This window comes from Gordonia sp. CPCC 206044 (genome assembly GCF_048537895.1).
Taxonomy (GTDB): Bacteria; Actinomycetota; Actinomycetes; order Mycobacteriales; family Mycobacteriaceae; genus Gordonia.
In genome coordinates, this window is record NZ_JBCLVL010000027.1 from 1 (window position 1) to 22,914 (window position 22,914).

General features: G+C 63.7%; 23 protein-coding genes. 16 read left to right on the forward strand and 7 right to left on the reverse strand.

The features are described 5' to 3' along the window. Positions 1-181: 181 nt before the first annotated feature. Positions 182-1,054, forward strand: coding sequence for a D-hexose-6-phosphate mutarotase (locus tag AAFP35_RS25675; protein ID WP_419224519.1), 873 nt, complete (start codon positions 182-184; stop codon positions 1,052-1,054). 10 nt (positions 1,055-1,064) lie between these two features. Here the strand turns inward: AAFP35_RS25675 and AAFP35_RS25680 are convergent, their stop codons facing one another. After that, a complete protein-coding gene (locus AAFP35_RS25680) occupies positions 1,065-1,679 on the reverse strand; it encodes a TetR/AcrR family transcriptional regulator (RefSeq protein WP_419224520.1) in 615 nt (204 codons plus the stop codon). A gap of 19 nt (positions 1,680-1,698) precedes the next feature. Between AAFP35_RS25680 and AAFP35_RS25685 the strand changes: the two genes are divergently transcribed. Genes AAFP35_RS25685 through AAFP35_RS25695 form a run of 3 tightly spaced genes read left to right on the forward strand, consistent with a single transcriptional unit; the run spans position 1,699 to position 6,472 of the window. Continuing rightward, positions 1,699-2,646, forward strand: coding sequence for an AMP-binding protein (locus tag AAFP35_RS25685; protein WP_419224521.1), 948 nt, complete (start codon positions 1,699-1,701; stop codon positions 2,644-2,646). Beyond that, complete coding sequence (locus AAFP35_RS25690) at positions 2,625-3,296, forward strand: AMP-binding enzyme (RefSeq protein WP_419224522.1); 672 nt, start codon at positions 2,625-2,627, stop codon at positions 3,294-3,296. The genes AAFP35_RS25685 and AAFP35_RS25690 overlap by 22 nt, the downstream gene beginning before the upstream one ends. After that, positions 3,293-6,472, forward strand: a complete 3,180-nt coding sequence (locus AAFP35_RS25695; protein ID WP_419224523.1) for a carboxyl transferase domain-containing protein — start codon at positions 3,293-3,295, stop codon at positions 6,470-6,472. Before AAFP35_RS25690 ends, AAFP35_RS25695 begins: the two co-directional genes overlap by 4 nt. A 153-nt stretch (positions 6,473-6,625) precedes the next feature. Here the strand turns inward: AAFP35_RS25695 and AAFP35_RS25700 are convergent, their stop codons facing one another. Beyond that, entirely contained in the window at positions 6,626-6,979 is a 354-nt protein-coding gene (locus AAFP35_RS25700) for an Lsr2 dimerization domain-containing protein (protein WP_419224524.1), read from the reverse strand. Between the two features lie 116 nt (positions 6,980-7,095). Beyond that, positions 7,096-7,296: a hypothetical protein gene (locus AAFP35_RS25705; RefSeq protein ID WP_419224525.1), complete on the reverse strand. Its 201-nt coding sequence runs from the start codon at positions 7,294-7,296 to the stop codon at positions 7,096-7,098. Positions 7,297-7,447: 151 nt separating this feature from the next. Between AAFP35_RS25705 and AAFP35_RS25710 the strand changes: the two genes are divergently transcribed. The 4 genes from AAFP35_RS25710 (at position 7,448) to AAFP35_RS25725 (ending at position 11,991) form a co-directional block, all read left to right on the forward strand. Next, positions 7,448-8,077, forward strand: a complete 630-nt coding sequence (locus AAFP35_RS25710; protein ID WP_419224526.1) for a SipW-dependent-type signal peptide-containing protein — start codon at positions 7,448-7,450, stop codon at positions 8,075-8,077. A gap of 192 nt (positions 8,078-8,269) precedes the next feature. Next, positions 8,270-9,652 carry a cutinase family protein gene (locus tag AAFP35_RS25715; RefSeq protein WP_419224527.1) on the forward strand — a complete coding sequence of 461 codons (1,383 nt, stop codon included), beginning with the start codon at positions 8,270-8,272 and terminating at the stop codon, positions 9,650-9,652. Positions 9,653-9,876: 224 nt separating this feature from the next. Continuing rightward, positions 9,877-10,371 (forward strand): signal peptidase I, encoded by a 495-nt coding sequence (locus tag AAFP35_RS25720; protein WP_419224528.1) that lies wholly within the window; start codon positions 9,877-9,879, stop codon positions 10,369-10,371. A 69-nt stretch (positions 10,372-10,440) separates the two neighbouring features. Beyond that, positions 10,441-11,991: a hypothetical protein gene (locus tag AAFP35_RS25725; protein ID WP_419224529.1), complete on the forward strand. Its 1,551-nt coding sequence runs from the start codon at positions 10,441-10,443 to the stop codon at positions 11,989-11,991. Positions 11,992-12,177: 186 nt separating this feature from the next. Here the strand turns inward: AAFP35_RS25725 and AAFP35_RS25730 are convergent, their stop codons facing one another. Beyond that, positions 12,178-13,035 (reverse strand): alpha/beta fold hydrolase, encoded by an 858-nt coding sequence (locus AAFP35_RS25730; RefSeq protein WP_419224530.1) that lies wholly within the window; start codon positions 13,033-13,035, stop codon positions 12,178-12,180. A gap of 320 nt (positions 13,036-13,355) precedes the next feature. On the opposite strand from AAFP35_RS25730, the gene AAFP35_RS25735 reads away from it, so the two are divergent. The 3 genes from AAFP35_RS25735 to AAFP35_RS25745 all read left to right on the forward strand — a co-directional run bounded on the left by AAFP35_RS25735 (position 13,356) and on the right by AAFP35_RS25745 (position 15,091). Next, positions 13,356-13,823, forward strand: coding sequence for a DUF5956 family protein (locus tag AAFP35_RS25735; protein WP_419224531.1), 468 nt, complete (start codon positions 13,356-13,358; stop codon positions 13,821-13,823). Between the two features lie 184 nt (positions 13,824-14,007). Next, complete coding sequence (locus AAFP35_RS25740; RefSeq protein ID WP_419224532.1) at positions 14,008-14,301, forward strand: hypothetical protein; 294 nt, start codon at positions 14,008-14,010, stop codon at positions 14,299-14,301. Between the two features lie 574 nt (positions 14,302-14,875). After that, complete coding sequence (locus AAFP35_RS25745; protein ID WP_419224533.1) at positions 14,876-15,091, forward strand: hypothetical protein; 216 nt, start codon at positions 14,876-14,878, stop codon at positions 15,089-15,091. Between the two features lie 68 nt (positions 15,092-15,159). Here the strand turns inward: AAFP35_RS25745 and AAFP35_RS25750 are convergent, their stop codons facing one another. The 3 genes from AAFP35_RS25750 to AAFP35_RS25760 all read right to left on the reverse strand — a co-directional run bounded on the left by AAFP35_RS25750 (position 15,160) and on the right by AAFP35_RS25760 (position 17,218). Then, positions 15,160-15,540 carry a hypothetical protein gene (locus AAFP35_RS25750; RefSeq protein WP_419224534.1) on the reverse strand — a complete coding sequence of 127 codons (381 nt, stop codon included), beginning with the start codon at positions 15,538-15,540 and terminating at the stop codon, positions 15,160-15,162. A 140-nt stretch (positions 15,541-15,680) separates the two neighbouring features. After that, positions 15,681-16,310 (reverse strand): pyridoxamine 5'-phosphate oxidase family protein, encoded by a 630-nt coding sequence (locus AAFP35_RS25755; RefSeq protein WP_419224535.1) that lies wholly within the window; start codon positions 16,308-16,310, stop codon positions 15,681-15,683. Further along, positions 16,307-17,218 (reverse strand): LysR family transcriptional regulator, encoded by a 912-nt coding sequence (locus tag AAFP35_RS25760; RefSeq protein ID WP_419224536.1) that lies wholly within the window; start codon positions 17,216-17,218, stop codon positions 16,307-16,309. The genes AAFP35_RS25755 and AAFP35_RS25760 overlap by 4 nt, the downstream gene beginning before the upstream one ends. A gap of 264 nt (positions 17,219-17,482) precedes the next feature. Between AAFP35_RS25760 and AAFP35_RS25765 the strand changes: the two genes are divergently transcribed. Genes AAFP35_RS25765 through AAFP35_RS25785 form a run of 5 tightly spaced genes read left to right on the forward strand, consistent with a single transcriptional unit; the run spans position 17,483 to position 22,733 of the window. Continuing rightward, on the forward strand, positions 17,483-18,439 hold the full coding sequence (locus AAFP35_RS25765; RefSeq protein ID WP_419224537.1) for an iron-containing redox enzyme family protein: 957 nt from the start codon (positions 17,483-17,485) through the stop codon (positions 18,437-18,439). A gap of 26 nt (positions 18,440-18,465) precedes the next feature. Continuing rightward, positions 18,466-19,455 carry a fatty acid desaturase family protein gene (locus AAFP35_RS25770; RefSeq protein ID WP_419224538.1) on the forward strand — a complete coding sequence of 330 codons (990 nt, stop codon included), beginning with the start codon at positions 18,466-18,468 and terminating at the stop codon, positions 19,453-19,455. Next, positions 19,440-20,789: a peptide ligase PGM1-related protein gene (locus tag AAFP35_RS25775; protein ID WP_419224539.1), complete on the forward strand. Its 1,350-nt coding sequence runs from the start codon at positions 19,440-19,442 to the stop codon at positions 20,787-20,789. The genes AAFP35_RS25770 and AAFP35_RS25775 overlap by 16 nt, the downstream gene beginning before the upstream one ends. Beyond that, positions 20,773-21,441, forward strand: a complete 669-nt coding sequence (locus tag AAFP35_RS25780) for a cyclase family protein (protein ID WP_419224540.1) — start codon at positions 20,773-20,775, stop codon at positions 21,439-21,441. Before AAFP35_RS25775 ends, AAFP35_RS25780 begins: the two co-directional genes overlap by 17 nt. Continuing rightward, positions 21,438-22,733, forward strand: coding sequence for an MFS transporter (locus AAFP35_RS25785; RefSeq protein WP_419224541.1), 1,296 nt, complete (start codon positions 21,438-21,440; stop codon positions 22,731-22,733). Before AAFP35_RS25780 ends, AAFP35_RS25785 begins: the two co-directional genes overlap by 4 nt. Positions 22,734-22,914 lie beyond the last annotated feature (181 nt).

The window sequence follows — 22,914 nt, forward strand, 5'->3', positions numbered from 1 at the left end:
GTCCCTCTCGGGTCTGTCCGGGGCGGCGCCGTGGTCGCTCTGACTCGAAGAAAGTTACGCAACGCGACGGTCAAGGTCAAATCGCCTGGTCAGCGGCCGTGTTTGCGTTCGCAAGGATGTCGGCATCGACGGCCCGAGCGATCCCCGCTCGGGACCGGTGTCGATATGCCAGTCTGTTTCGATGACGGCTCCTGAGGACCTCGACGGCGTACGTCGAGGGCGGATGTACGGCTTCGATGCACTGATCGTGGAGACGGCGCATTCGACCGCGGCGATCTCGATTTTCGGAGGGCAGGTGTTGTCGTTCCGGGCCCCTGCCGATGCCGCCGACGCGCTCTGGGTCTCCCCATCGGCTGCGCCCCCACCGACCCCGATCCGGGGAGGCATACCCGTGTGTTGGCCGTACTTCGCGCGGGAGGGGCAGCCGGCAGACATGCCGTCGCACGGCTATGCGCGCACCGCACAGTGGCAGCCGGTCACCGGCAAGATCACCGACACCGGCGACACGGAGATCGAGCTGGTTCCCGTGGGACTCGATCACCTCGCCCTTCGACCGCGCATGACGGTACGTGTGGGCGCCGTCCTCGAGCAGGGTGTCCACACGCACAACCCGGGTACCGATCCCGTGGTCCTCACCGAGGCCCTGCACAACTACTTCCGCGTGTCCGACGTCGCGGCAGTTCGCGTCGAAGGCCTCGATGGTCTGACGTACCTGGACAAGTTCGACGAGCTCCGGCCGCACCCGCAGCGAGGAGATTGGGCACTCCCCGACGATCTGCCGCGCAGCGACCGCGTCTACCCGGATGCCGGCGGGACCTACCGGGTCGTCGACCCAGGGCTGGGGCGCGTGATCGAGATATCCGGACGCGGCGCGCGAACGGCTGTGGTGTGGAATCCCGGCGAGCAGGGCGCTTCGTCCATGGCCGACGTCGGACCACACTGGCGCGAGTTCCTCTGTGTGGAGACGGCCAACGTCGGCCCGAACGTCGTCGAGGTGGCCGGCGGCGCCACGCACTCGATGTGGCAGACGATCTCCGTCTCGGCACTCGAGTAGGCCTGGACGGTCATTCCGGTAGTCCGACCAGCCGCTCATAGGCTGCGACGAGGTCCGTCTCCAGTTCGGGCAGCCGCGGTGGCTCGGTGGTGGCCAAGTCGGCGAATCGGATGACGATGCCGTTCACGGCCTCGGCCAGGGCCGCGGCCGGCACGGCCAACGACGCCCCGTCCCGTTCCTCGAGCCCCGCCAGGAACCGAGCGTGCCGACGCGTCGCACGATCGTGGATCTCCGCCAGCAGCACCCGGATGCCGCCGTCGGACAGGGCCTGATGGGCGATCAACGTCAACATGTCGCGATGTCGGACGTAAGCATGCAGGTAGCCGATGATGCCGGCCCGTCCGATCTCGCGAGCCGACGTCGCGCCGATCTCCTCCTGTAGTGCCAGGAATTCGTCACGCACCCGTTCGGCGAGCGCTCGAAAGACCTCGTCCTTCGATGCGTAGTAGGCGTAGACCGTCGGACGGGTCACGCCCGCGTCATCGGCCAGGGCCCCGATCGTCGTGCGCGCGAAGCCGAGCCGACAGAAAGTGCGCTCGGCATGGTCGAGCAGTAGTTCACGCTTCTCGGACTCGGCAAGGGTCCGTCCCCCGATTCCGCGCTTTCCACCTCGGCTATTTGACATCTATGTAAAGTACATCGTCATGGGCCTCCCCGACATCCAGAATCGGACGATCAGTGCGGTATACGAACGAGTGTGTGATCACATCCCGGACGAGATCGTGCAGATCGGCCCGGACGGGCGCTACACAGCGGCGCAGAGTCACGCCCGGTCGATGCGGATCGCCGGAGGTCTGACAGCCCTCGGCGTACGACGGCAAGAACCCGTCGGGCTGATGCTGGACAACTCGCTCGACGCCGTACACGCCTGGACGGGGACGGCGCTCGGCGGCATGGTCGAGGTGCCCATCAACTCGGCGTACAAAGGCGACTTCCTGAGCCACATCCTCAACGATTCCGCCGCATCGGCTCTGGTGATCGAGGCCGATCAAGTCGACCGACTGGCGCGGATCGCCGGCGATCTGACCGCATTGCGCACCGTCGTGGTGCACGGAGACATCGCCGCAGCCGACGATCTGCGATCCCGCTTCACCGTCGTCGACTTCGACGCCCTGACGTCATCGGAACCCGCTGCCCCGCAACGTATCGATGCCACCGATCTGATGGCGTTCATGTACACGTCGGGCACCACCGGCAGGTCGAAGGGCGTGTTGATCTCGCACGCGCACGCCTACACGTATGCGTCGCGCGAAGACCAGGCCCGTCCCCGGACCGGGGACCGAATCCTCGTGACACTGCCGCTCTTTCACCTCGCCGGCCAGTGGTACGGCGTCTATCAGGCACTCATCCACGAATCACTGTGCGTGGTCGAGCCCGCATTCTCAGTCAGCAGATTCTGGCCGACCGTCCGCGAACACGGCATCACCGTCACGGTGACGCTCGGCGCCATGGCCGAGCTGCTCCAACAGTGTCCGCCCCGAGACGACGACGCGGACAACTCACTCGAGTTGGCCATCATGGCCCCGTTGGCCAGCGATGTCGACGGTTTCCGGCGGGGTTCGGTGTCGAGGTGGCCTCCGTATACGGCATGAGCGAGGTCGGCGCCGTCCTCAACGGCGCTCCGGAGACCATCGTCGGTGGTGAGGCGGGCTTTCCGCGTGACGGCTTCTCGTTGCGGCTCGTCGGCGCCGACGGCCGGGACGTGAAAACCGGTGAGGTGGGCGAACTCTGGGTCCGTCCCGACCATCCGGCCACCGTGATGCGCGGCTACCACAATCTGCCGGACAAGACCGCGGAGACGCTTGTCGACGGCTGGGTGCACACCGGTGACGCCTTCCGCGCCGACGAGCACGGCCGGTACTTCTTCAGCGATCGAATGAAGGATGCGCTGCGCCGTCGCGGCGAGAACATCTCCAGCTTCGAGGTCGAGCGAGTCATCAACTCGCACCCCGGGGTGTTCGAGAGCGCCGTCGTCGCGGTGCCCTCCGACCTCACCGAGGACGAGATCAAGGCCGTGGTGGTCCCGCGAGAGGAAGTCACGGTGACACCTGAGGAATTGACCCGTTATCTGGTGGATCGACTGCCGTACTTCATGGTTCCTCGGTATGTCCAGTTCGCGGACGGGCTACCGAAGACCCCGACGCAAAAGGTGCACAAGCACCTCTTACGGGCCGCAGGCGTCGACGACGGGGTGTGGGATCGCGAAGCCGCGGGGATCGTGCTGAGGCGGGCCGACCGATGACCCTCATGCCGGACACCCTCTTGGTGGCTAACCGCGGCGAGATCGCGGTCCGCATCATCGCGACCGCGGCCGCGTTGGGTATCCGCACCGTGGCCGTCCACCCCGCCGATGACCGGGACTGCGCGCACGTGACACGCGCCGACGACGCGGTCGAACTGCCCGGTGCCGGACCGACCGCATATCTCGATGTGCAGGCCGTCGTCGACGCCGCCGTGCGCACCGGAGCGCAGGCCCTGCATCCGGGATATGGCTTCCTGTCGGAGAATTCGATGCTTGCGCAGCGGTGCGCGGCGGCCGGCATCACGTTCGTCGGCCCGTCGCCCGAGGCTCTCGCACTGTTCGGCGACAAGACCGCAGCACGCGACCACGCTGCGTCCGTAGGCGTCCCGGTCCCGGCCGCCGCAGCCGCCGACGACGCGCATCGATTCTTCGACTCACTCGGCCCGGGGGCTGCGGTGATGGTCAAAGCCCGCGCCGGTGGCGGCGGGCGCGGCATGCGACCGGTGACCGACACGCCCGACCTTGAGGATGCGCTGCGCCGCTGTTCCTCGGAGGCACAATCGGCGTTCGGCGATGGTGTCGTCTACGTGGAGCAGCTCTATCCCGATGCTCGCCACATCGAGGTCCAGGTCGCCGGCGACGGCGCGCAAACGGTCACGCTCGGCGATCGGGATTGCAGTGTCCAACGACGCCGTCAGAAGCTGATTGAAATCGCCCCTGCCCCTGCTCTTTCCGACACGCTCCGAGAGGCGCTGCATCGCGCGGCCGTCGCCACCGTCGGGAAGTACCGCGGTCTGGCCACCGTCGAGTTCCTGGTCACCGGTGACGATTTCGTCTTTCTCGAAGTCAATCCCCGACTGCAAGTCGAACACACGGTCACTGAGGAGGTCACCGGTCTCGATCTCGTGGAGATCGGGCTCGGGCTCGCCGTGGGTCGGTCGGTGAGCGATCTCGGCATCGCCGACGGTGTCACGCTGCGCGGCTGGGCATTACAGGCACGTCTCAACGCCGAGACCATCGGTGCCGACGGTACCGTCACCCCGAGTTCGGGAATCCTGCGTCGCTTTGCCCCGCCAACCGGCAGGGGGATCCGGGTCGACACACATGGCTACGTCGGGTATTCGATGAATCCACGCTACGACTCGCTGCTCGCGAAGGTCATCGTCCGCGGCGACGACGCCACCCTCACCGGCCGAGCCGAGCGGGCGCTGGCACAGTTCGACCTCGACGGCGTACGCACCAACCGCGGCGTCTTGCGTGCCCTGCTCTCGCAAGCCGGCCTGATGACCGGCGGCCTCGACACCACCTACGTCGACGGACACATCGGCGAACTTCTCGCCGCGGCGCCCGTCGACCCCGTGGCCGACCCTGTCGATGACATCCCGGCCGATGCGGATCTCGCCGCCCCCGCCGCGAACGCGATCGTCGCTGCTCAGGCGGGAGTCGTCGTGCACGTGTCCGTCTCACCGGACGATCACGTCTCTGCGGGAGCAGAACTGCTGGTTCTCGAGGCCATGAAGATGGAGTACGTGGTCCGCGCCGAACGTGCCGGGATCGTCGGCGACGTGATGGTCAAGGTCGGTGATGCCGTCGCCACCGGCGAGCCCCTGGTGGTGCTCGACGGCGACGAGGCCGGCACCGCCGACGACGAGGCGGCCGGATGGTCGGAGACCGACCTGGCTCGGATTCGTCCCGATCTGGCCGAAGTGGCCGAGCGCAAACACATCACGCTCGACGAGGGACGCCCATCGTCGGTACAACGCCGACATGACAAGGGAATGCGGACGATTCGCGAGAACATCGCCGATCTCGTCGACCCCGAAAGTTTCACCGAATACGGCGGGTTCGTCATCGCGGCACAACGCGCCCGCCGCACGGTGGACGACCTGATCGCGTCGACACCGGCGGATGGGCTCGTCACAGGTACCGCCACCGTCTCCGGCACCTCGGTGGCGATCCTCGGTTACGACTACACGGTGCTCGCCGGCACGCAGGGTATCCACAATCATCGCAAGACCGATCGGTTGTTGCAGTTGGCACTTCGCCAATCGTTGCCTGTCGTCGTGTTCGCCGAAGGGGGTGGCGGACGCCCCGGCGACACCGACACTTCCGCGATCGCGCAGCTCGACGTCCCCACCTTCCGATTGATGGCCGAACTCAGCGGTCGTGTCCCGACAGTCGCCGTGGTGGCCGGGTACTGCTTCGCCGGAAACGCTGCCCTGGCCGCCGCATGCGACGTCATCATCGCCACGCAGGACAGCAGCCTCGGCATGTCCGGCCCGGCGATGATCGAAGGAGCCGGACTCGGTGCGGTCGCGCCGCGCGACGTCGGACCGATGTCCGTGCAATCACCCAACGGCGTCGTCGACGTGGTCGTCTCCGACGAAGTCGCCGCAGTGCAGACGGCCCGCGAGTATCTGCGCGTCGCCGCGCGTATCCCGGCGCCCGAACACAGCCACGCCGATCAGCGGGCGTTACGTCATCTGGTGCCCGAGAACAGGGTTCGCGCCTACCCGATGCGGCCAGTGCTCGACATCCTGTTCGACACCGACAGCGTTTTGGAGGTGCGCAAGGAGTTCGGCACCGGCATCCTCACCGCCTTTGCCCGCCTCGACGGTAGACCGGTCGGGGTCCTCGCCAACAACCCTGGTCATCTCGGCGGGGCGATCGACGGCGATGCTGCCGACAAGGCAACGCGGTTCCTCACGCTGTGCGAAGAACGTTCACTGCCAGTCATCTCACTCGTGGACACCCCGGGGTTCATGGTCGGCCAGGAGGCGGAACGCACCGCCACGGTCCGACGTTTCGGCGCCATGTTCGTCGCCGGAGCGCGACTGTCGGTGCCGCTGATCGCGGTGGTGCTCCGCAAGGGTTACGGGTTGGGCGCGATGGCGATGACCGGCGGTGACCTCCATGCCGCAACTCTCACGGTGTCCTGGCCGACCGGAGAATTCGGTGGGATGGGCCTCGAAGGTGCTGTCCGGCTGGGATTTCGGAAGGAACTCGATGCCATCGCCGATCCCGATGCACGGCGAGCCCGCTACGAGGAGCTGCTGGCCGGATACTACGAACGGGGCAAGGCGCTCAGCGTGGCAACCGTCGGCGAGATCGACGACGTGATCGACCCGGCAGACACGCGGACCGTTCTCGTGCGGGCACTGACGTCGGCAGACTGACGGTCGCCCGTCGCTAAAGTCCTTGCCCGCAGGGCTGTTCCGACGAGTCGCCGAGGCAGGGAAATCGCGACCTCAGGTGACGTCATCGCACGTTCGCGATGTTCAGCAGCGGACGTCACTGGGGCCCGGCCGATCGAACGTGCAACCGAGTGGTCACTGACGATGAGCGTCGTCATAGGCCGCGAGGACGGCCATCGAGATCCGACCGCGTGTCGAGATCGGGTAACCGCGGGCGGTGGCCCACGCCCTGATGACGCGGCCGTCGAGGGACGGATTCCGGTGCGCCACGCGTGGATGACCGTGGACTGGCATGCGATGGGCGGCGTCGGCGTAGGCGGCGAGGTCGCGTTCGAATCGATCGAAGTTGGCTGTTCGCAGGTCGATGCGGTATCGAGCAGGAGGCCGGTGCGGGTAGCTGATCTCGAGTTCGATGGTGTGCAGATCGTCGGGGTCGACGGGTTTGCCGTCGACGTCGTCGATGTAATGGACGCGTTTGACTGTCGTCATGATTCGGACTCCCGGATACTCCCTTGTTCGCTGCGGAACCAATCTTGCCCTGATGGAATGCGGCCTAGCAAGGGGACTTCTACCCCCGAGATGCTTCCCGTTCTTCTCGGCGCGATTCACGTTCGTTCCGCGCATTGATAATTCACATGAATTTCGAACGCCAGCTTGCTCGAAGTGGCCGCCGGGCGGCGTACTCGCAAGCGTAGCCAGGCGGTCCAGTGCAGGTAGAAGGCCCTGGCGCCCAGCATCAACCCGCGCACCGGCGACAGCATCGGAATATCGGCGTGATTCAGATCACGAACACGCATTTCTGTCACGGCCGAGACAACCGGTCCGTGAACACAATTTACTTAAACGGGCCGTTGGTCCCTAAATGGCTTTCAGCGGAAACATTGAGGTGTGCGAATACGTACTTTATTGGTGAGTGGCGAACCTGCTACTCGTCCCTTCGAGACACATGGAACAACGATGAGCAACAACTACGACCCGACCGTCGATCAGGCCGCGCAGAACAAGCGGCGCAAGCGCAAGGCGCTGCTGGCTTCGGGCGCGGTCCTCGGCATCGGCGCCGTGATCACCCTTGCTGCGTGGAACGACTCGGTGTGGGGCTTCGGCGAATTCGGTGTCGGCGACGCGGCGTGGAACCTGCAGGGTTCGACCGTCGCGCTCGCGCACGGCGACGCGGGCTGGACGGAGTACGACACTGCCAATGGCGCCGCGATTGCGTTCACTCTCGACGATGTCGGGATCGACGTGACGAACATGATGCCGGGTTCGACCGCGACCGGATCGCTGTGGGTCACCGAGCAATACGGGAACCTCGACTCGATCCTCGATGTCCGCTCGGCGGTCCTCAACCAGGGCACGAACAACGTGGCTGATGCCCTCCAGGTGACCATCAGCGCCGATAAGCCGGGTGGCGCGGGCGGCACTGGCACGTTGCGCACCGCCGGACTGACCGGCGTGCAGCTCGGCACGGAGGAAGTCGTGAAGCTGACCTTCACGGTGACGCTGCCTTCAAACACCAACCCGTCGAATCTGAGCAGTGACACGGTCACCGCGGCCTGGCAGGTCTACGGAACATCCGTCGACAGCTGATCCGGCTCGCCCATCCCCGCAGGCTCGGCCGGCGCGCGCGAGCTGCCGGCCAGCCTGCAACGGTGCACCCCCGCACCCACATCTCCCCGATCGTCTATCTCCCGCCGCGGGAGCCTCCGAATGACTTACGCACCAACACATTCCCCACTTGATAATTCTTCGCCATCATCGCATCGCAGTCTGAAACGCTCGGTGGGACTCGGCCTGATCGCCGTATCCACAGCCTTCGGCGTTGTCGCCCTACAGATGCCCGGACTTGCCGCGGCCGGCACCCCCGCCGCCACCTCGTTCAATTTGTTCATCCCCGGCACCTGGGAAACGAGCGAATCAGCCGATCCGTCGACCGCGACCGGAATGCTGGCACCGATCGCCAACGCCATCACCTACGATCACGGCCAGGCTGCCACCAACTACTTCCTCCCTTACACCGCACGCGCTTTCGACAACGGGCAGAGTTACGTCGAGTCCAAGAACACCGCCATTGCGAACGCGGCGAAGGTGTTGCAGGACTACGCATCAGCACATCCGGCCGCGAAGTTCACCATCACCGGATACAGCCAGGGTGCCGATGCCGCAGGCGATCTCGCCGCGTCCATCGGCAACGGCGAGGGCCCGATCTCGGCCGACAAGGTCATCGGCGTGGCACTGCTGTCGGACCCGAGTGCCGGCACCGACGGCGAAACCGCCGTCGGCCCCGCCACCAGCGGCACCGGGATCACCGGTGCGCGCACACAAGGCATGGGCAGTCTGGCCGGCCGGGTGATGAGTATCTGCAACCCCAGCGACCGGTACTGCTCCACCGACCAGGAGAAGAACATTCTGCTCGCGCAGATCGGTGCGGCGTTGGGCACCAGCGACACCCAGACCACCACCGCGGTCCGTCAGACCGCAACCGCAGTGGAACGCATCGCCGCGATGGACTTCACCGGTATCGGCGACAACATCGACCAACTGCAGGCCGCGATCGCCGCCGGCGATGTGCACACCGCACACCGAATCTCCGGCACCCTCAACAACCAGCTGCAGCCGCTGGTCACTGCGGCCGCCGCCGTCGATTACGGCACCACCGCCAAGGTCCTGGCGTTGATCCCCGACGAGACCGGTCTCACCCGAGCCACCGCAGCGCTGTGCGAAGTGCTCGACCGTATCGACATCGAACGCACCGCAAACCTTGTCGGCAAGACCCAGGAACTGACCTGGAGCCTGATCCAAGCGGGTCACGGCACTCCCGCATCGCCGAGTTCCGTCGGCAGCGCACTGACGCAACTGGTCGAGATCGGCCAGGAGATGCACGCATTGACCACCGGTTTCGTCAACGGAAGCTTCAAGGGCACCAATGGAGTTCCGCTGGTCTCGGGTGAACTGGAAAGCGCTGCACGTGCGCTGGTCAACGTCATCCATGCCAGTGTCACAGCCGATCCCGCAGCAGCGGTGAACGAAGTGTTGGAGGCCAAGGACTTCGTCGACTCCGGCACCCACGTGAACTACTCGACCTACGTCGTCGATCAGCAAGGGACCACAGCGTTGAACTGGTTCGCCGGCTGGCTGTCGAGCGGTATCGCCTCCGCCTATTGATCTTGCCCAAAGACCACACCACGAGAATCGAGAACGCCATGACCACCGTGCGGCCCCCCGGAGGTGCCGGTCCGGACGCGCCCACCGTAGCCACGAGTTGGAATGCCAGCTGGGTCCCCGAAGACCCCACATCGCCGACCGAGGTCGCCACCGTCGACCCACCAACTCGTCGACCGGACTCGCCACCGCACAGCAGGGCACCGCGACGAACCCTCGGTTCACGCATGGAGGATTGGGTTCTCAACATCCTCGCTGTGTTCGGCGTCATCTGTATCGGCCTGGTCGTGTGGGCGTTCGTCGGCAACTACTCGTTGATCATGTTCAAGACCGGATCGATGTCGCCGACCATCCCTGCACGATCGCTTGCACTGGTCCACGAGATCCCCGCCACCGACATCCGGGTCGGCGACATCGTCACCGTGGACCGCGGCGGCGGACTCAAACCCGTGACCCACCGCGTCATCTCGGTCGACCCCCGAGGCGGCGACGTGGTCGAGATCCGGATGCAGGGCGATGCGAACCCGAACCCCGATCCCGAACCGTACGAGGTGACCTCGGTGCGCAAGGTCGTGTGGCACGCCGATGGGCTCGCCAATCAGGTTGTGTGGCTGTCCAACCCGATCGTTCTGGGGTCCATCACCTTGGCCATGTCCGGACTCATCCTCTGGGCCTTTTGGCCCCGACAGAAGAAGGGGACCAACGCTGCTCGACGCGAGTGACCCGCACACGCAACCTGACGCCACCGACATACCCGTCCGACCCCACGCCCTCCAGGAAGGAGAGCAATCATGAAACCCACACGCAAGCTCACCGTCCTGGTCGCCGCGACAGCGGCCATACTGATGGCACTGTTCACGATGCAGACCACCGGAGTTCTCGCCTCCTGGCAGGACTCGGTGTGGGGCAGTTCGGAGTTCGGTCGTGCCGAGCTCCTAATGAACGGCTACGCACGCGGCACCGTCGCGGCTGTCTCAGGAGAAGGAGGCAATCAGACCGCTCAATCTGTCGAGCGGTCGCACACCAACCCCGGTGATTCCGGAACCGTCGACGGCAGTGTCTCTCACGGCGTGAGCACGAGCTACAACTACGACGCCGCGGGAAGCGTGCAAGCACAGTTCACCCAGACCGAAGGCGCGCACGCATCGTCGTTTCTGGGCTCCCTGAACATCGGCTACACAGTCTTCTATCCGAGCGTCGCACATTTGAATGCGCCGATCGCCAATAGCGTCACTTGCCCAGTCAACGGTACCCCGGCGATTACTGCGCCCACCGGAACATTGAGGATCAGAGGGTATTCGTCCATCGCAATTCCCGTTGAGCGAACGCTCACCATCCCGGCCGCCGGGGGAACCAGCACCACCGGTGACATCGGCAGCGCAGCACTGGCAGTCCGCGTTAACGCCACCCTCTCCTACGACGAGACCATCACCAGTACCAGCGCTGTCTCCGAGCTGACGCTGACCTTCCGGACGACCTGGGCGGCCAGCTCGAACACGAACACGATCACGCTACTCAAAGCGGAATGTGGCCTAGACGGCTACGCCCCAGCCACCCACCCGGTCTCCACCGGTCCCACAACCGAGAGCGACCCCGACGACGGACGTGTCGACGAGGAATCCGTCGAAGGTGAGTCGTCTGGGAACCACGATACCGGCCAGGACGAGGCGACCACCGACACAGACAGCGAGGACGAACAAGCATCTCCGGCCCCGATCATCCCGACTGCCATCGCCCTGAACAGGCCGTTCGACATCGTCGCTACCGACGGCCGCTTCCTCGGCACCGCCGTCCTGCACGAGATCGACAACAGTGCAACCACATCGGGTGGGCCAACGACCGTGGCCGTCCGCATGACCGTCACCACATCCGATGAGACCGGCACCGGACGGCTGTCACGGATAACCGCCGACGACTTCCGGCAACTCGTCGGCACCAATCCGACCACGGTCACCGCGGCCACCACCGACAATGGTGTCGCATTGCCGCAGACGCTGCAGGCCAACCAGACCTACACCGGCTGGATCGGCTTCACCGTCAACCACGGCGTCACCCAGGCGAGATGGCAACCGCACGGCACCGCAGGGTTCACCATCACTCTGCCTGCCCCGACCGTGACCGCCCCGCCCACCACCGCACCGGAGACGTCTGCCCCCGAAGCGCCGGCGCCGGAAACGACTGCACCCGAAACACCGGCGCCGGACTCACCCGTGCCCGACACCGCGACACCGACACCTGACACCAGCACCCCGGAGACGCCGGTGCCGGAATCGAGTGAGGCCGCGTCGACCAGCACACCGAAACCGTCCGACACTTCGGCACGGTCAGCCTCCGACGAGTGAGGTGGCCGGTCGTCGAGACCGGTCAGGTAAGTGGTTTCGTTACGCTCGCTCGCCGTGCGGCTCGCCGGCTACTCGACCGGCGGTCGCAGCGTTCCACGAGCATCTCCCGTCCACGAACGAGCCCGGTCACTTGCCATAGGCGGTCGCCCGAACCGAACCCTGGAGCGGGACAAGTCAACCCGTCGGTCACGGTCTCAGCGACAGCATCGCCGCAGCCACCTCACCGGTGACCGCATCGGGAATCGCGGTTGCGGCGTTCTCCATCACGAGTAGTCGAGCCCCGGGGATCTCGCGCGCACACGCCTCGCCGTTGCCGACGGGAAAGAAGGGGTCACGCCTGCCGTGCACCACCAGTACCGGGATCGCGAGTTCCGGTAAGCGTTCGCGCCAGCGCGGCTCACAGTCGAGTTTGGAGAACACCATGCCTTCCTGGTTCGCCATCTGGATCGCGGGATCGGTACTCGGCGTACGGTCCCAAATACGTTCGGCGTTCGCCCGTGCGGCGACGGGGTCATCACCCAGGATCTCGGCGCCGGCGGCGGCGAACTCGGCCACGGCGGCACGATCGGACCAGTCCGGCATCGGAACCGCGAACAGCCGGGACATTGTTGCCTCGTCATGGTCCGGCAAGTCGTCGTCGACCGGCCCCGGAGCGACAGGCCGGGTTCCGACGAGCGTGAGCGCACAGAACGCGGCGGGATGATCGAGCGCGGCGACCTGGGCGACCATTCCGCCGACACCGATACCCGCCAGATGCGCTGGCCTCGAGTCGAGTTCGTGGGCGAGCACGGCGGCGTCGGCGGCCAGATCGCGCAGCGTGTAGTCCGGCGACTCCGGATCGAGGGTGGTCGACGCTCCTGAGTCGCGCAGGTCATACCGCACGACGTGATGGCCACCGCGGGCGAGAGCGGTACACAGCGTGTCAGGCCAGGAGAGCATGGTGGTGCCGCCGACGAGAAGGATCAGCGGCGCTGTCACGTCGCCGAAATGCTCCACCCCGAGGGTGACGCTGTCGACGTCGATCGTGCTCGTCGCGTTGGCCATCGTGAGGTGTCCCTCCGTCGCTGTCTATGCCATCCGGTGCGACATTCGCAAGCCGCACTACATGGACGGACCTGTCACGAAGGCTCAAATCATCGGTTTGGCCAGAACCGGCAGGTCGATGGTGCCGAACGTCGGCGCACGGCCCCTGATGGGTCGTCTACTCGAACTGATGGCGTGGACGACCGCCGATGCCGTTTCGCTAGTATCGCGCGCTCGCCGAGGGCGGCCAAGATAGCTGCTCAGAGACGTCGTAGACCATAGTCGCGCCGTCCTTCGCGTGGGGCGGGGCATCACATCCTGGTGTAGGCCATGATTCGGTCATGGCCAACTCCGACGACCGTGCGCATCGCAGTCGGTGGGATCAGATCCCCGAGCATGCAATTAGGGGTGACATACCGGCCGACTTCGTCGCGGTCAGCGAGAACGGCTACGGAATGCTCATCGCTTGGGCCGCAGGCCCCCAACGGTGTATTCGGGTGCCCACGAGCCCTGACGACGTACCTCCGGTCAGCGAGAACTGCTATCAACCCTCCTCCGGCACACGGACAGTCAGTTCACGGCCGCGATCAGCGGAGGATCAACGTGACATCGACGACGCCATCGACAGATATCTGAACGAGGCGGTTGTGCCAGTCGCCCCACACGGATACACCTGGTTCGTCCAAGTGCGCTCAGGCGACAGCGAAAAACATCTGAGCCGCGCAATCGGTTCATCTCAGCAGGTCGAGCCCACCGCGGTCCGTGACTACCTCGAACACCGCTACCACGATTACATCATCAACAGTTGAGCCTGAGCCCTCTCCCCTCCTCCAGGGCCGGAGTGCTCAAGGAGTGTCGGGTGATGAGCGCAGTGCCATCGGGGCGGCGACTATGGCGTGAAAACGCCGAGGCCGGCACCGTCGGCTGCGTAGGCGACGACAGCGAAAAATCATAGCGCGGAGCGTTCGAGTCGGGCGTACCCTCACACGCACTATGAGCAGTGAGGAGTGTCCACCCCTGGCGATCGTCATCGCGAATACCGACCCACTAGAGGTGTGTTGTCGGTGGGACCTCGATGATTCCTTCGAGAAGTACGGCATCCAGATGGCCCTCTGGGCCCACAACTTGAGCAGCGGCGAAGACAACCCCGAGTACCAGATCGCGGTGTACGCCGCCGACGGATCACTCGAGCGACTCTGGACCGAACGACAAGCGTTCGGAGACAGCCTCGACGATGACCCGCCGCCACTGCAGACCTACCTGCGACGGCGGAACTCACGCCCTTAGCCGACATCGACACCGGCAGGTGACTGATGTTCTCCAGCACTCGAGTGACGCGTCGGTGACCAGTGCGTCGATTGTCGGATGACAACGCACCTGGGTGCGAAGGCTGGCACGGCACTCACTACTGAGTCTCACCCCTTCCGCTCGATGAGGTGATCAGTCCCGAGGTGCGGAAGCAAAGGATAGCGTCGCGCGACGATTCCACGATCGCAGGATTATCCGGCCTCCGCGCCGGCGATCCGTGCCGAACTGCAGGCCACGGCCCGATTGGCGTCCGCAGCCGGGCTTGCGAGACTTTGTGTCGATGGGCTCCGGCCCGCTGCGCCGCGCGAATACTGACAGCGATAAAGCACTGGCTCATCGTGGCCCCTCCGCGCGAACAGCGTCCTCACGCTCCGCGAAGGACTAAAACACGCGTGAGGTAATCAGCCGAGCACTGACGGCGGCCAGGTCAAGCGGACAGACACAGCTGCGTCACACGGTCATCGACGCAACATGTTCATGCGTTGAGCGGGTACAGATTTCCCGCCTGTGGAATCGCAACCTGATGCCCGTGGGCACCGCCCGCCTAGCAGCCATGGACAGCTTCCGCGGCCTGGCTGCCGGCCAAGACGGATCAGTGTTCGCGTCGCTGTGTATCGCCGGTCATCTGCTCAAGGCGATCTCGCCGGGATCGACATGGGTACCGAGTGTGGCTGAGTTGATCACCACCCGGTTGACGCCGATCACGCTGCGCTCCGAGCACGAGATGGGCTTTCCCCTCGGATGGAAGAGTCTTCCACTGTGGCGGTAGCCAATTGATCACCTGTCTTGCCATGTCAGATAGGGCGTCGCAGGACTATCTATCTCCTTCGCTGCGCGTCACTGTTCACGGTCTGCGATTTCACGCAGAATGCGTTCGCGCATTTCAGGTGTGACCGGCTGGAATTGTTTGGCGGCGATCTCCGACGCCCGAGCGATTCGTTCGATGTCGGGGAGATCTTCCGGCACTTGCCGCAGAGCGTCTTGGACGATCTCCTTGCCTGTGCGGCGGCGGACCGGGCCGGTGACGGCGGCGACGTTGTTCACCGGTACCTGCATACTGAACCGCTCGGTGGACGTCGTGACGTCGAACTGCACCACACCGGGCTGAGTCCAGTCCACATCGTCGGTGCGCAGCCCACCGTTGAGGTCCAGCACGCTCGTGAGTGCCGCGGGCAGTCCAGCGGTGTGGATGAGGTGAACGCGATACATGGTGGTCATCGAGTCCTTTCTGTGTCAACGAATTTCGACACTACTACCCCACTCGGCCCCTGCGACTGGCGTCGAGCCTCGGCGATAGTCGGCCAGGCGTGGCAGTGCATCGACGAGACGGTCCATGATGGCCACGCAGATCAATCCGACTATCGCGACTTGCTGTCACCTGTATCCAGTGCAACGGCGCTGCTGCTGGTTCTGCGGACGATGCCGTCGTATTCGGGCTTGAGTTTCCATTCGGGGTCGGGTGGCTGGTAGTTGGGTCGGGGGCAGTGCGGTGAGTACTCACCGGTCGCGTGGTTGTGGATGTATCGTGGGCAGTTCTCGAAGGCCTGCTCGACCGTAACTATGGTGACTGCGTCAGCGTCGGTGAACTCGCCGACAATCTCACCGCTGGTGTGCACGCTGGCATGCCCGTTGATCCGGAGTCTCGCAGGGTTGACGAAGTCAATAAACAGCATTCCTACTGCCGGGTTGACGGTGATGTTTCCCAAGCTGCGAAACATTCCGTTCCCGTCGTAGTTGGGGATGGCGATGGTCTGTGGGTCGATGACTCTGATGAACCCTGGGAGCCCTCCTTTGTAGGAGCAGTCGGGGCGCCCGGCCGCGTCGGCGGTAGCGAGGAATACGCAGTCCGCCGTCTCGATCATGGTGGCTGCCGTGTCAGTGAGGTAGTCAGTCACGTATCGGGTGCGGATGTGTGCAGCCAGCTGTGTGGTGTGTTGTTGGCGTTGAAGTTCGAGTGACCCTTCGTGGTAAAAGGCGTTGCTGGTCATAGCACTTCCGTGATTGGGGCCAGTTGGGCAATAAGCCGATGGATGGGGTGGAACTCAGGTTTGTGAGCGATGTCGGCACGGGTGATGAGTTCGATGGGCCAGTCCGGGAGCTCGTCGGCATCGATGTCAAAGACTGACAAGCCCGGAGTCTCAGAGAGACAACTCTCGGGAACGAGGGCGACAGCTTCGAGGCTGGCCGCCATACTCTGAATGACCCCCCAGTCGTTGCTGCGGGCAATCGGGTGTGGAGAGAATCCCGCCGCAGTGCAATATGCGGTGATGATCTCATGACAGTAGGTGCGGCTTTCGGGCAGAACCCAGCATGCATCGCTCAGCGCGGCGACCCCGGTGCCACGGGGTTGTGGAATCCCTCCAACAACCTTGAATGTGTCGCTGTAGAGCGGGAATCGCTGAATATTCATGGGAAGCTGATCCGGGATGCGCACCGAGACGGCCATATCGATCATGCCGTCGATGAGGTACTTACAGGCCTTGTCTGGGTCAACTTCGAGTAGCTCCATGTCGACACCAGTCGTCGAGCGAATACGGGAAACGACGGGCCCAAGCCAGGTGCGATACGCCGATGTGAGTGCACCCATTCGGAGGATTCGGACAGGTTGGTCACTCTGTGCAGCAAGTGATTCCAGTCCTCTCTCCCAGCGCGAGAACACTTCTTCTGCTAGGGACGCAAGCGCTAGACCGCGGCGCGTGAGCCGCACCGATCGGCCGCGGCGCTCAATGAGTTCGAAACCACAGTTCGACGCGAGTGCCTGTAGCTGCTGCGACACCGCCGATGGAGTCAGGTAGAGCTCTGCGGCCGCCGCACTGATCGAGCCGTACTCATTGACGGCACCTAATGCTTGCAGCTGCTGAAAGTTCAGCGCGTTACCTGCGTGCGGGGCTATCACAGGATTCCACGCTACCCGGCCCTGCACGAGTCGTACATGTACAGATCCTTATGAGTCAGAGCAGCGAACAACCGATCCACCTGGGACAACAGCGGAGCGTGGACGTGTCCGTTAGAGGTCCTAACGTCTGTTGCTGGCTACGACTGCACCCACCAACACTAAGGGTGGTCTTCCGACAGGCACCACGAAATGGGAAGAGACCAGGCTCGATTCGCTACACCGATCCGTTCAAGACCAACGAGCGCTTCAGCGAGGAGAAAACCCATGACCCAAGAGGTCCTTGACAGCCCGGCCCACCTAGACCCGAGCATTCTCGACCGCGCGTTCCCTCACCTCAGCGATCAACCCGGCGATGAATCTGCACGACTCGATCAGCTCAGCCGACTGCACGCCTACTACGTCGACTACCTTTCCGGCCCCGACAATTTCCGGTCGATTCCTCGACTGAACATGGATGCCGATGTCCGGGAGATCGAACACCGGTGGCTCGACTGGGAGACCAATCGGGTCCAGGATGTGGAACTGCCCGCGTCGGCATCCGAGTTTCATGAGTGGTTTCTGGCCGTCGCGGAGGCCCACACCCAGGACGACTTCAATCACTACCTTGCATCCGAAGCCGGGCTAGAGGAGATCGCGCTGTTCTTCCTTGCCGAAGAGCTTGTGGACAGCAAGTTCGATGATCTGATGGCTATGGTGCAGATCGGGACGCAGGGGGTCACCAAGCTCACTATCGCAGAGAACTACTGGGATGAGATGGGTGAGGGAACTCTCGAACATATGCATACGCGGCTGTTCGACCATTCCGCGCTGTACATGCGTGCGCAGCTGGACGAGATTGGATTCGACTACCGGACACTGCAATTCTCGCAGGTATACGCCAACGCGTCGCTACTGCTGGCCTACGGTATTCACCGCCATCTCAATCCCCGCGCGCTCGGCGCGATGGGGGTCCTCGAGCAGAGCGCTTCACCGCGTTTCCAGGCGATGGTTGACGGCTGCGAACGTCTCCGCGTCCCTGACGACGTTATCGAGTACCAACGTATTCACGTCCACGTTGATGCCGACCACGGAGCGGAATGGACCAAGGGCGTCTTTCTTCCACTCGTCGAACGCTCACCAGAGTTGTTGCGTGAGATCAGTTTAGGCATCGCCACACGTATCCAAGTCGCCAACGACTACTACAGCCAAGTCTGGGCGCGAATGACAGCGCTCAAAGGCTGACGGTGCACCGGACAGGGAGAAATGCCGTGGCCGCCAGCGCACCCCCTTTGTTCACCAGACAGAAAGTCACCCGACATGATCAGCGCGTCTTCCTTATCCGTCTCCTCGGAGTCGCTGTCCTCCTGACCGCCGGCATCACCGCGCAGATCTATGGAGGTCCGATCGGAGTCGGGCTCGGAGTGCTGATTCTGGCCTGCACCTACACCCACATGGTCGAGCTTCAGCACCAGTGTCTACACCACTCGGCGTTCCGCACCGCACGATGGCACCGCATCGTCGGTGTGCCGCTGGGGCTTCCACTTCTGGTGTCCTACAGCGACTATCGGGTACGTCACCTCCAACACCATCGGTTCCTCGGAACGCCCAACGATTCAGAGTTCTTTGGTTTCGATACCCGACAGCCGATCACCTGGAAGACTCTTCTGCTGGGCGCATTCGACTACATCCGACTGGTTAGAGTCCTCAACGCAATCGGAGCGAGCATCCTAGGTCGCTGGACGTACACCAGCGGACAGATCTCTCCGCGCCGCCGCGCCGACGTTATCCAGGAATACCGCCTGATGGCCATCCTTCTGACCGCACTGATCGCCGCATGCGCACTCGGCGCCTGGCAGGAAGTTCTCCTACTCTGGTTCGTTCCGTTGCTTCTGGCAGCACCGATCCACTTCCTCGTCGAGCTCCCCGAACACGTCCTGTGCGAAGCAGACACCGATGACGTACTCCGCAATACACGCTCGATCACAGGATCGCGACTGAGTACCTGGTTCACCAACGGCAACAACCTTCACGTCGAACACCACGCCGCGATGGCTGTTCCCCTCAACCGCCTACGTGCGCGGCACTCCGAGGTACTCAAGCTCGCACGCCATGTTGACCACAGCTATCCCGACTTCTACTGGCGAATCCTGAAGATCGCGACACACAACACCCTCCGCACACCGCCGGCCCGCACCGACACGACCACCACGTCAGCAGAGCAACCCACGCCCCAGGAGTTCAGATGGCTTCGATTCTGATCGGGAACGTCTACACCGAACAACTCGCCGGGGACCCCCTGCTCCTGTCTCCGCACCAACGCCTCGTCGCGTGTGCACTGTCACAGCGGATGCTGTGGTTCGCCCAAGACGGTGACATCGTCGTCCTGCCTCGGCAACCGGGCGCCGCATATATGGCCTATATCGCAACGCTCGCCGACTTCGATCCAACAACCGTGACCATCATCGTGCCGCCAGCCGGGTACGCCGGCGATGTCATCCTCACCGGGGACAGACTGACACATCCATCCTTCGTCGAAGAGCTACGTCGAGAGACCGCCCACCGCGACATCCACCGTATACTGCCTTATTTCACCGATACCGCTACCGCGGACATGGCCCGATCCGCTGGTATATCCAGCGCACTCCCCGGCGCCCATTTCTTCTCACAAGGCGGGGGGAGCATCGCCAACAGCAAGGCCCTGTTCCGGTGCGTCGCCGCCGGCATCGGCATCCCGATCGCCGCAGGCGAAACCGCCCAGACCCGCGATAGCGCCGATCGCGCCATCGCGGGTCTGATCGGCGCAGGCCACTCTGTCATCGTCAAGCAAGAACACCAGGCCAGTAGCGAGGGCAATCTCATTCTCAGCCCACGGCCCAACACCCAGGCCCAAGGGGCATTGTCGGTGACCCACATCGACGCAGTAGCCGACATCGAGAAGTTCCTCGACGATCACTGGAACTGGCTGTCCAACAACGACACATCCACAGTGATCATCGAGCGCTACATCGAGCACGCGCGTTCAGTCTACGCCGAGTATCTAGTCACCGATTACACCATCGGCGCGGTAGGCACCGGGCAACTGCTGATGGCTCCCATCCTCGCTGGCGTCGTCATCCCAGCTGGATGCCTCACACCCACCGAACAGGCTGACGTCTCGGATGCCGCACTGCGACTGTGCAAGGCCTACCAGGCAATGGGCTATCGCGGCATCATGAGCGTGGACGCTGTCGTATCACCCGACGGAGACGTCTACGTCCACGAAACCAACAGCCGGATCAGTGGAGCCACCTACCTGCACAAAGTCTTCACCGCGCACATCGCCGGATCAGACCGTGTACTCATCGACCGCGAACGATGGGAAGTCTCATCCTTCGACGGCGCGCTTCGCGCCTTGACAGACTCCGGTCTGACCTTCGACTTCGCCACCCGCCGCGGCATCATCATCACCGCTGACTCCACGTGGATTGACGGCACAGTCCGTTACGTTCTGGTCGGTGTCGACCTCGATGACGCATACCAGCTCGAAGCTCAACTGCATGCGCTCTCGGCTGGACCAACTCTCGAGGAGGCGCCCGTTGCCGCGACTCATTGACCTCAGCCACACCATCACCGCAGACGCAACCGCATACCCCGGGCTGCCAAACCCGGAAATCAGAGACCACCTGACCTGGGAACAATCACACCGCTACTACGCCGACGGAACCGAGTTCCGCATCGGACACATCACCATGGTCGGAAACACCGGCACCTACCTCGACACCCCCGCACACCGCTATCGGGACGGATACGACCTCAGCCAACTCCCCCTAGAACGCATCGTCGACATCCCCGGTGTCCGCGTCCCCGCACACACTCGACAGATCACGCCAGAAGCCCTGGAGGACATCGACATCAGCGGACGCGCGGTACTGTTCGACACCGGCTGGTCGAAGCACTGGTGCACAGACCACTACAGCTGTCCTGAGCACCCTTTCATCGACCTCGACACCGCACACGCACTCATCAAGGGCGGCGCCACCCTCGTCGGCATCGACTCAGTCAACATCGACGACACCTCCCCCGCAAGCCATGGAAGAAGACCAGCACACTCCGCGTTACTACAACACGGCATCCCAATAGTCGAACATCTCTGCCAGGTCGCCGCGCTCCGCGACCGTGAGTTCACCTTCACCGCCGTACCAGTAAAGATCAACAACTTCGCGACCTTTCCGGTGCGGGCATACGCACAAGTGCACAAACGATGAAACAGTACCGAGACTTACTGGCCCAACACGGAATCTGGTCATGGTCGGTCATCCGCCTGCTGACCCGGTTTCCTGCCGCAGCCGCGCCGATCATGTTCGTCATGCTCTCCCGCACCGAACTTGGCGAGTACACCACGGGAGCATGGATGGCGGCAGCATGCGTTTTCACCGAATCCATCGCGGCACCCATCCTCGGCGCCCGCGCCGACACCAAACCGATCGCCCGCGACGCGCGCATCGCCCTCGCCGTGTCTGTCGCTGCACTCATCACACTGGCTGTTGGTGTCACCGAACTGCCACAACCACTCCTGATTGTCCTCGCCGCACTCATGGGCGGCTCAATAGCCGGTCTCATCGGCAGTCTCCGAGTTCTACTCACCCGCAACCTCGGAACCTCCCAGATTTACATCGGGATGAGCTGGGACTCGGTGATCACTAACCTCACCTTCGCCACGTCACCCGCCCTTGTCACCATTCTCGCCCTGCAAATCGATGGCCGTATGCCCCTACTACTGGCCGCCGTCGGATGCGCTACCTCCATGTTCTGGATCTCCCACGTCCCAGGATCGACAACCGCGCCCCACTTCACTACAGAACACCCTCGCCCTCAGCGCACGGCCAATGACCGCCTTCGCATCCTGGCCCGCGCTTGGCCTATCTATCTCACCAGCGCCGCCGCCATGTTCTTGTCTGGATCAATCGAGATCTCCATCTCCCCCCTCCTGGAAATCAGAAGCCACGATCTCGACTGGGCAGGTGTGTCACTCAGCGTCTTCTCCATCGCAGCCGTCGCCGGCAGCCTCATCTACGGACTGCGCACCTGGCCAACCACCTATCGCACCCAATGCCTACTATTCCTCACTGCGACCGCCGCGTTCATCGCTCTCTCCGCGGTGATCAACCCCCTCACGGGGATTGTCGTTGCAATGGCTGCTGCTGGACTCGCACAATCCTGCCTGGTCACCGCACGCAATCTGTCGCTCCACGAAGCTCTGCCGGAGCGTTACCACTCCGCAGGACACTCAGTTCTCTACTCATCTAGCTGTGTCGGATTCGGCCTCAGCTCAGCCAGCGCCGGATGGTTCGCCGACCGTGGACAGGTCGTCGCATTCCTCCTGATCTCATGCATCGTCGCTGTTTCCCTCGCTGTCATCAGCGCTGTTGCTGAACGAGCTCTTGGCAGGAAGCAGCCAGATTCCGGCCATGAACGGCCAACAGTCAGCGGCAGAAACTCTTCCGACACAGCCACTCTCGCGCGTAGTCGCCTTGCCGACCAACCATGCGAGAGTTGATAACGCAGACCTGGCCCCCTACAGGCCGGTCGCGGCATCCTCATCCGCTTGAACGCCTACCCGCTTCGACGGTGGATTGCACGGCTGTAGGTGGGCGGCGATTCGGGCGGCTTCCCACGACGACACAGTAAGCGCACCTTTATGATTCATCGTGTCCGCTGCTGCACGTGTCGGTTCGAGG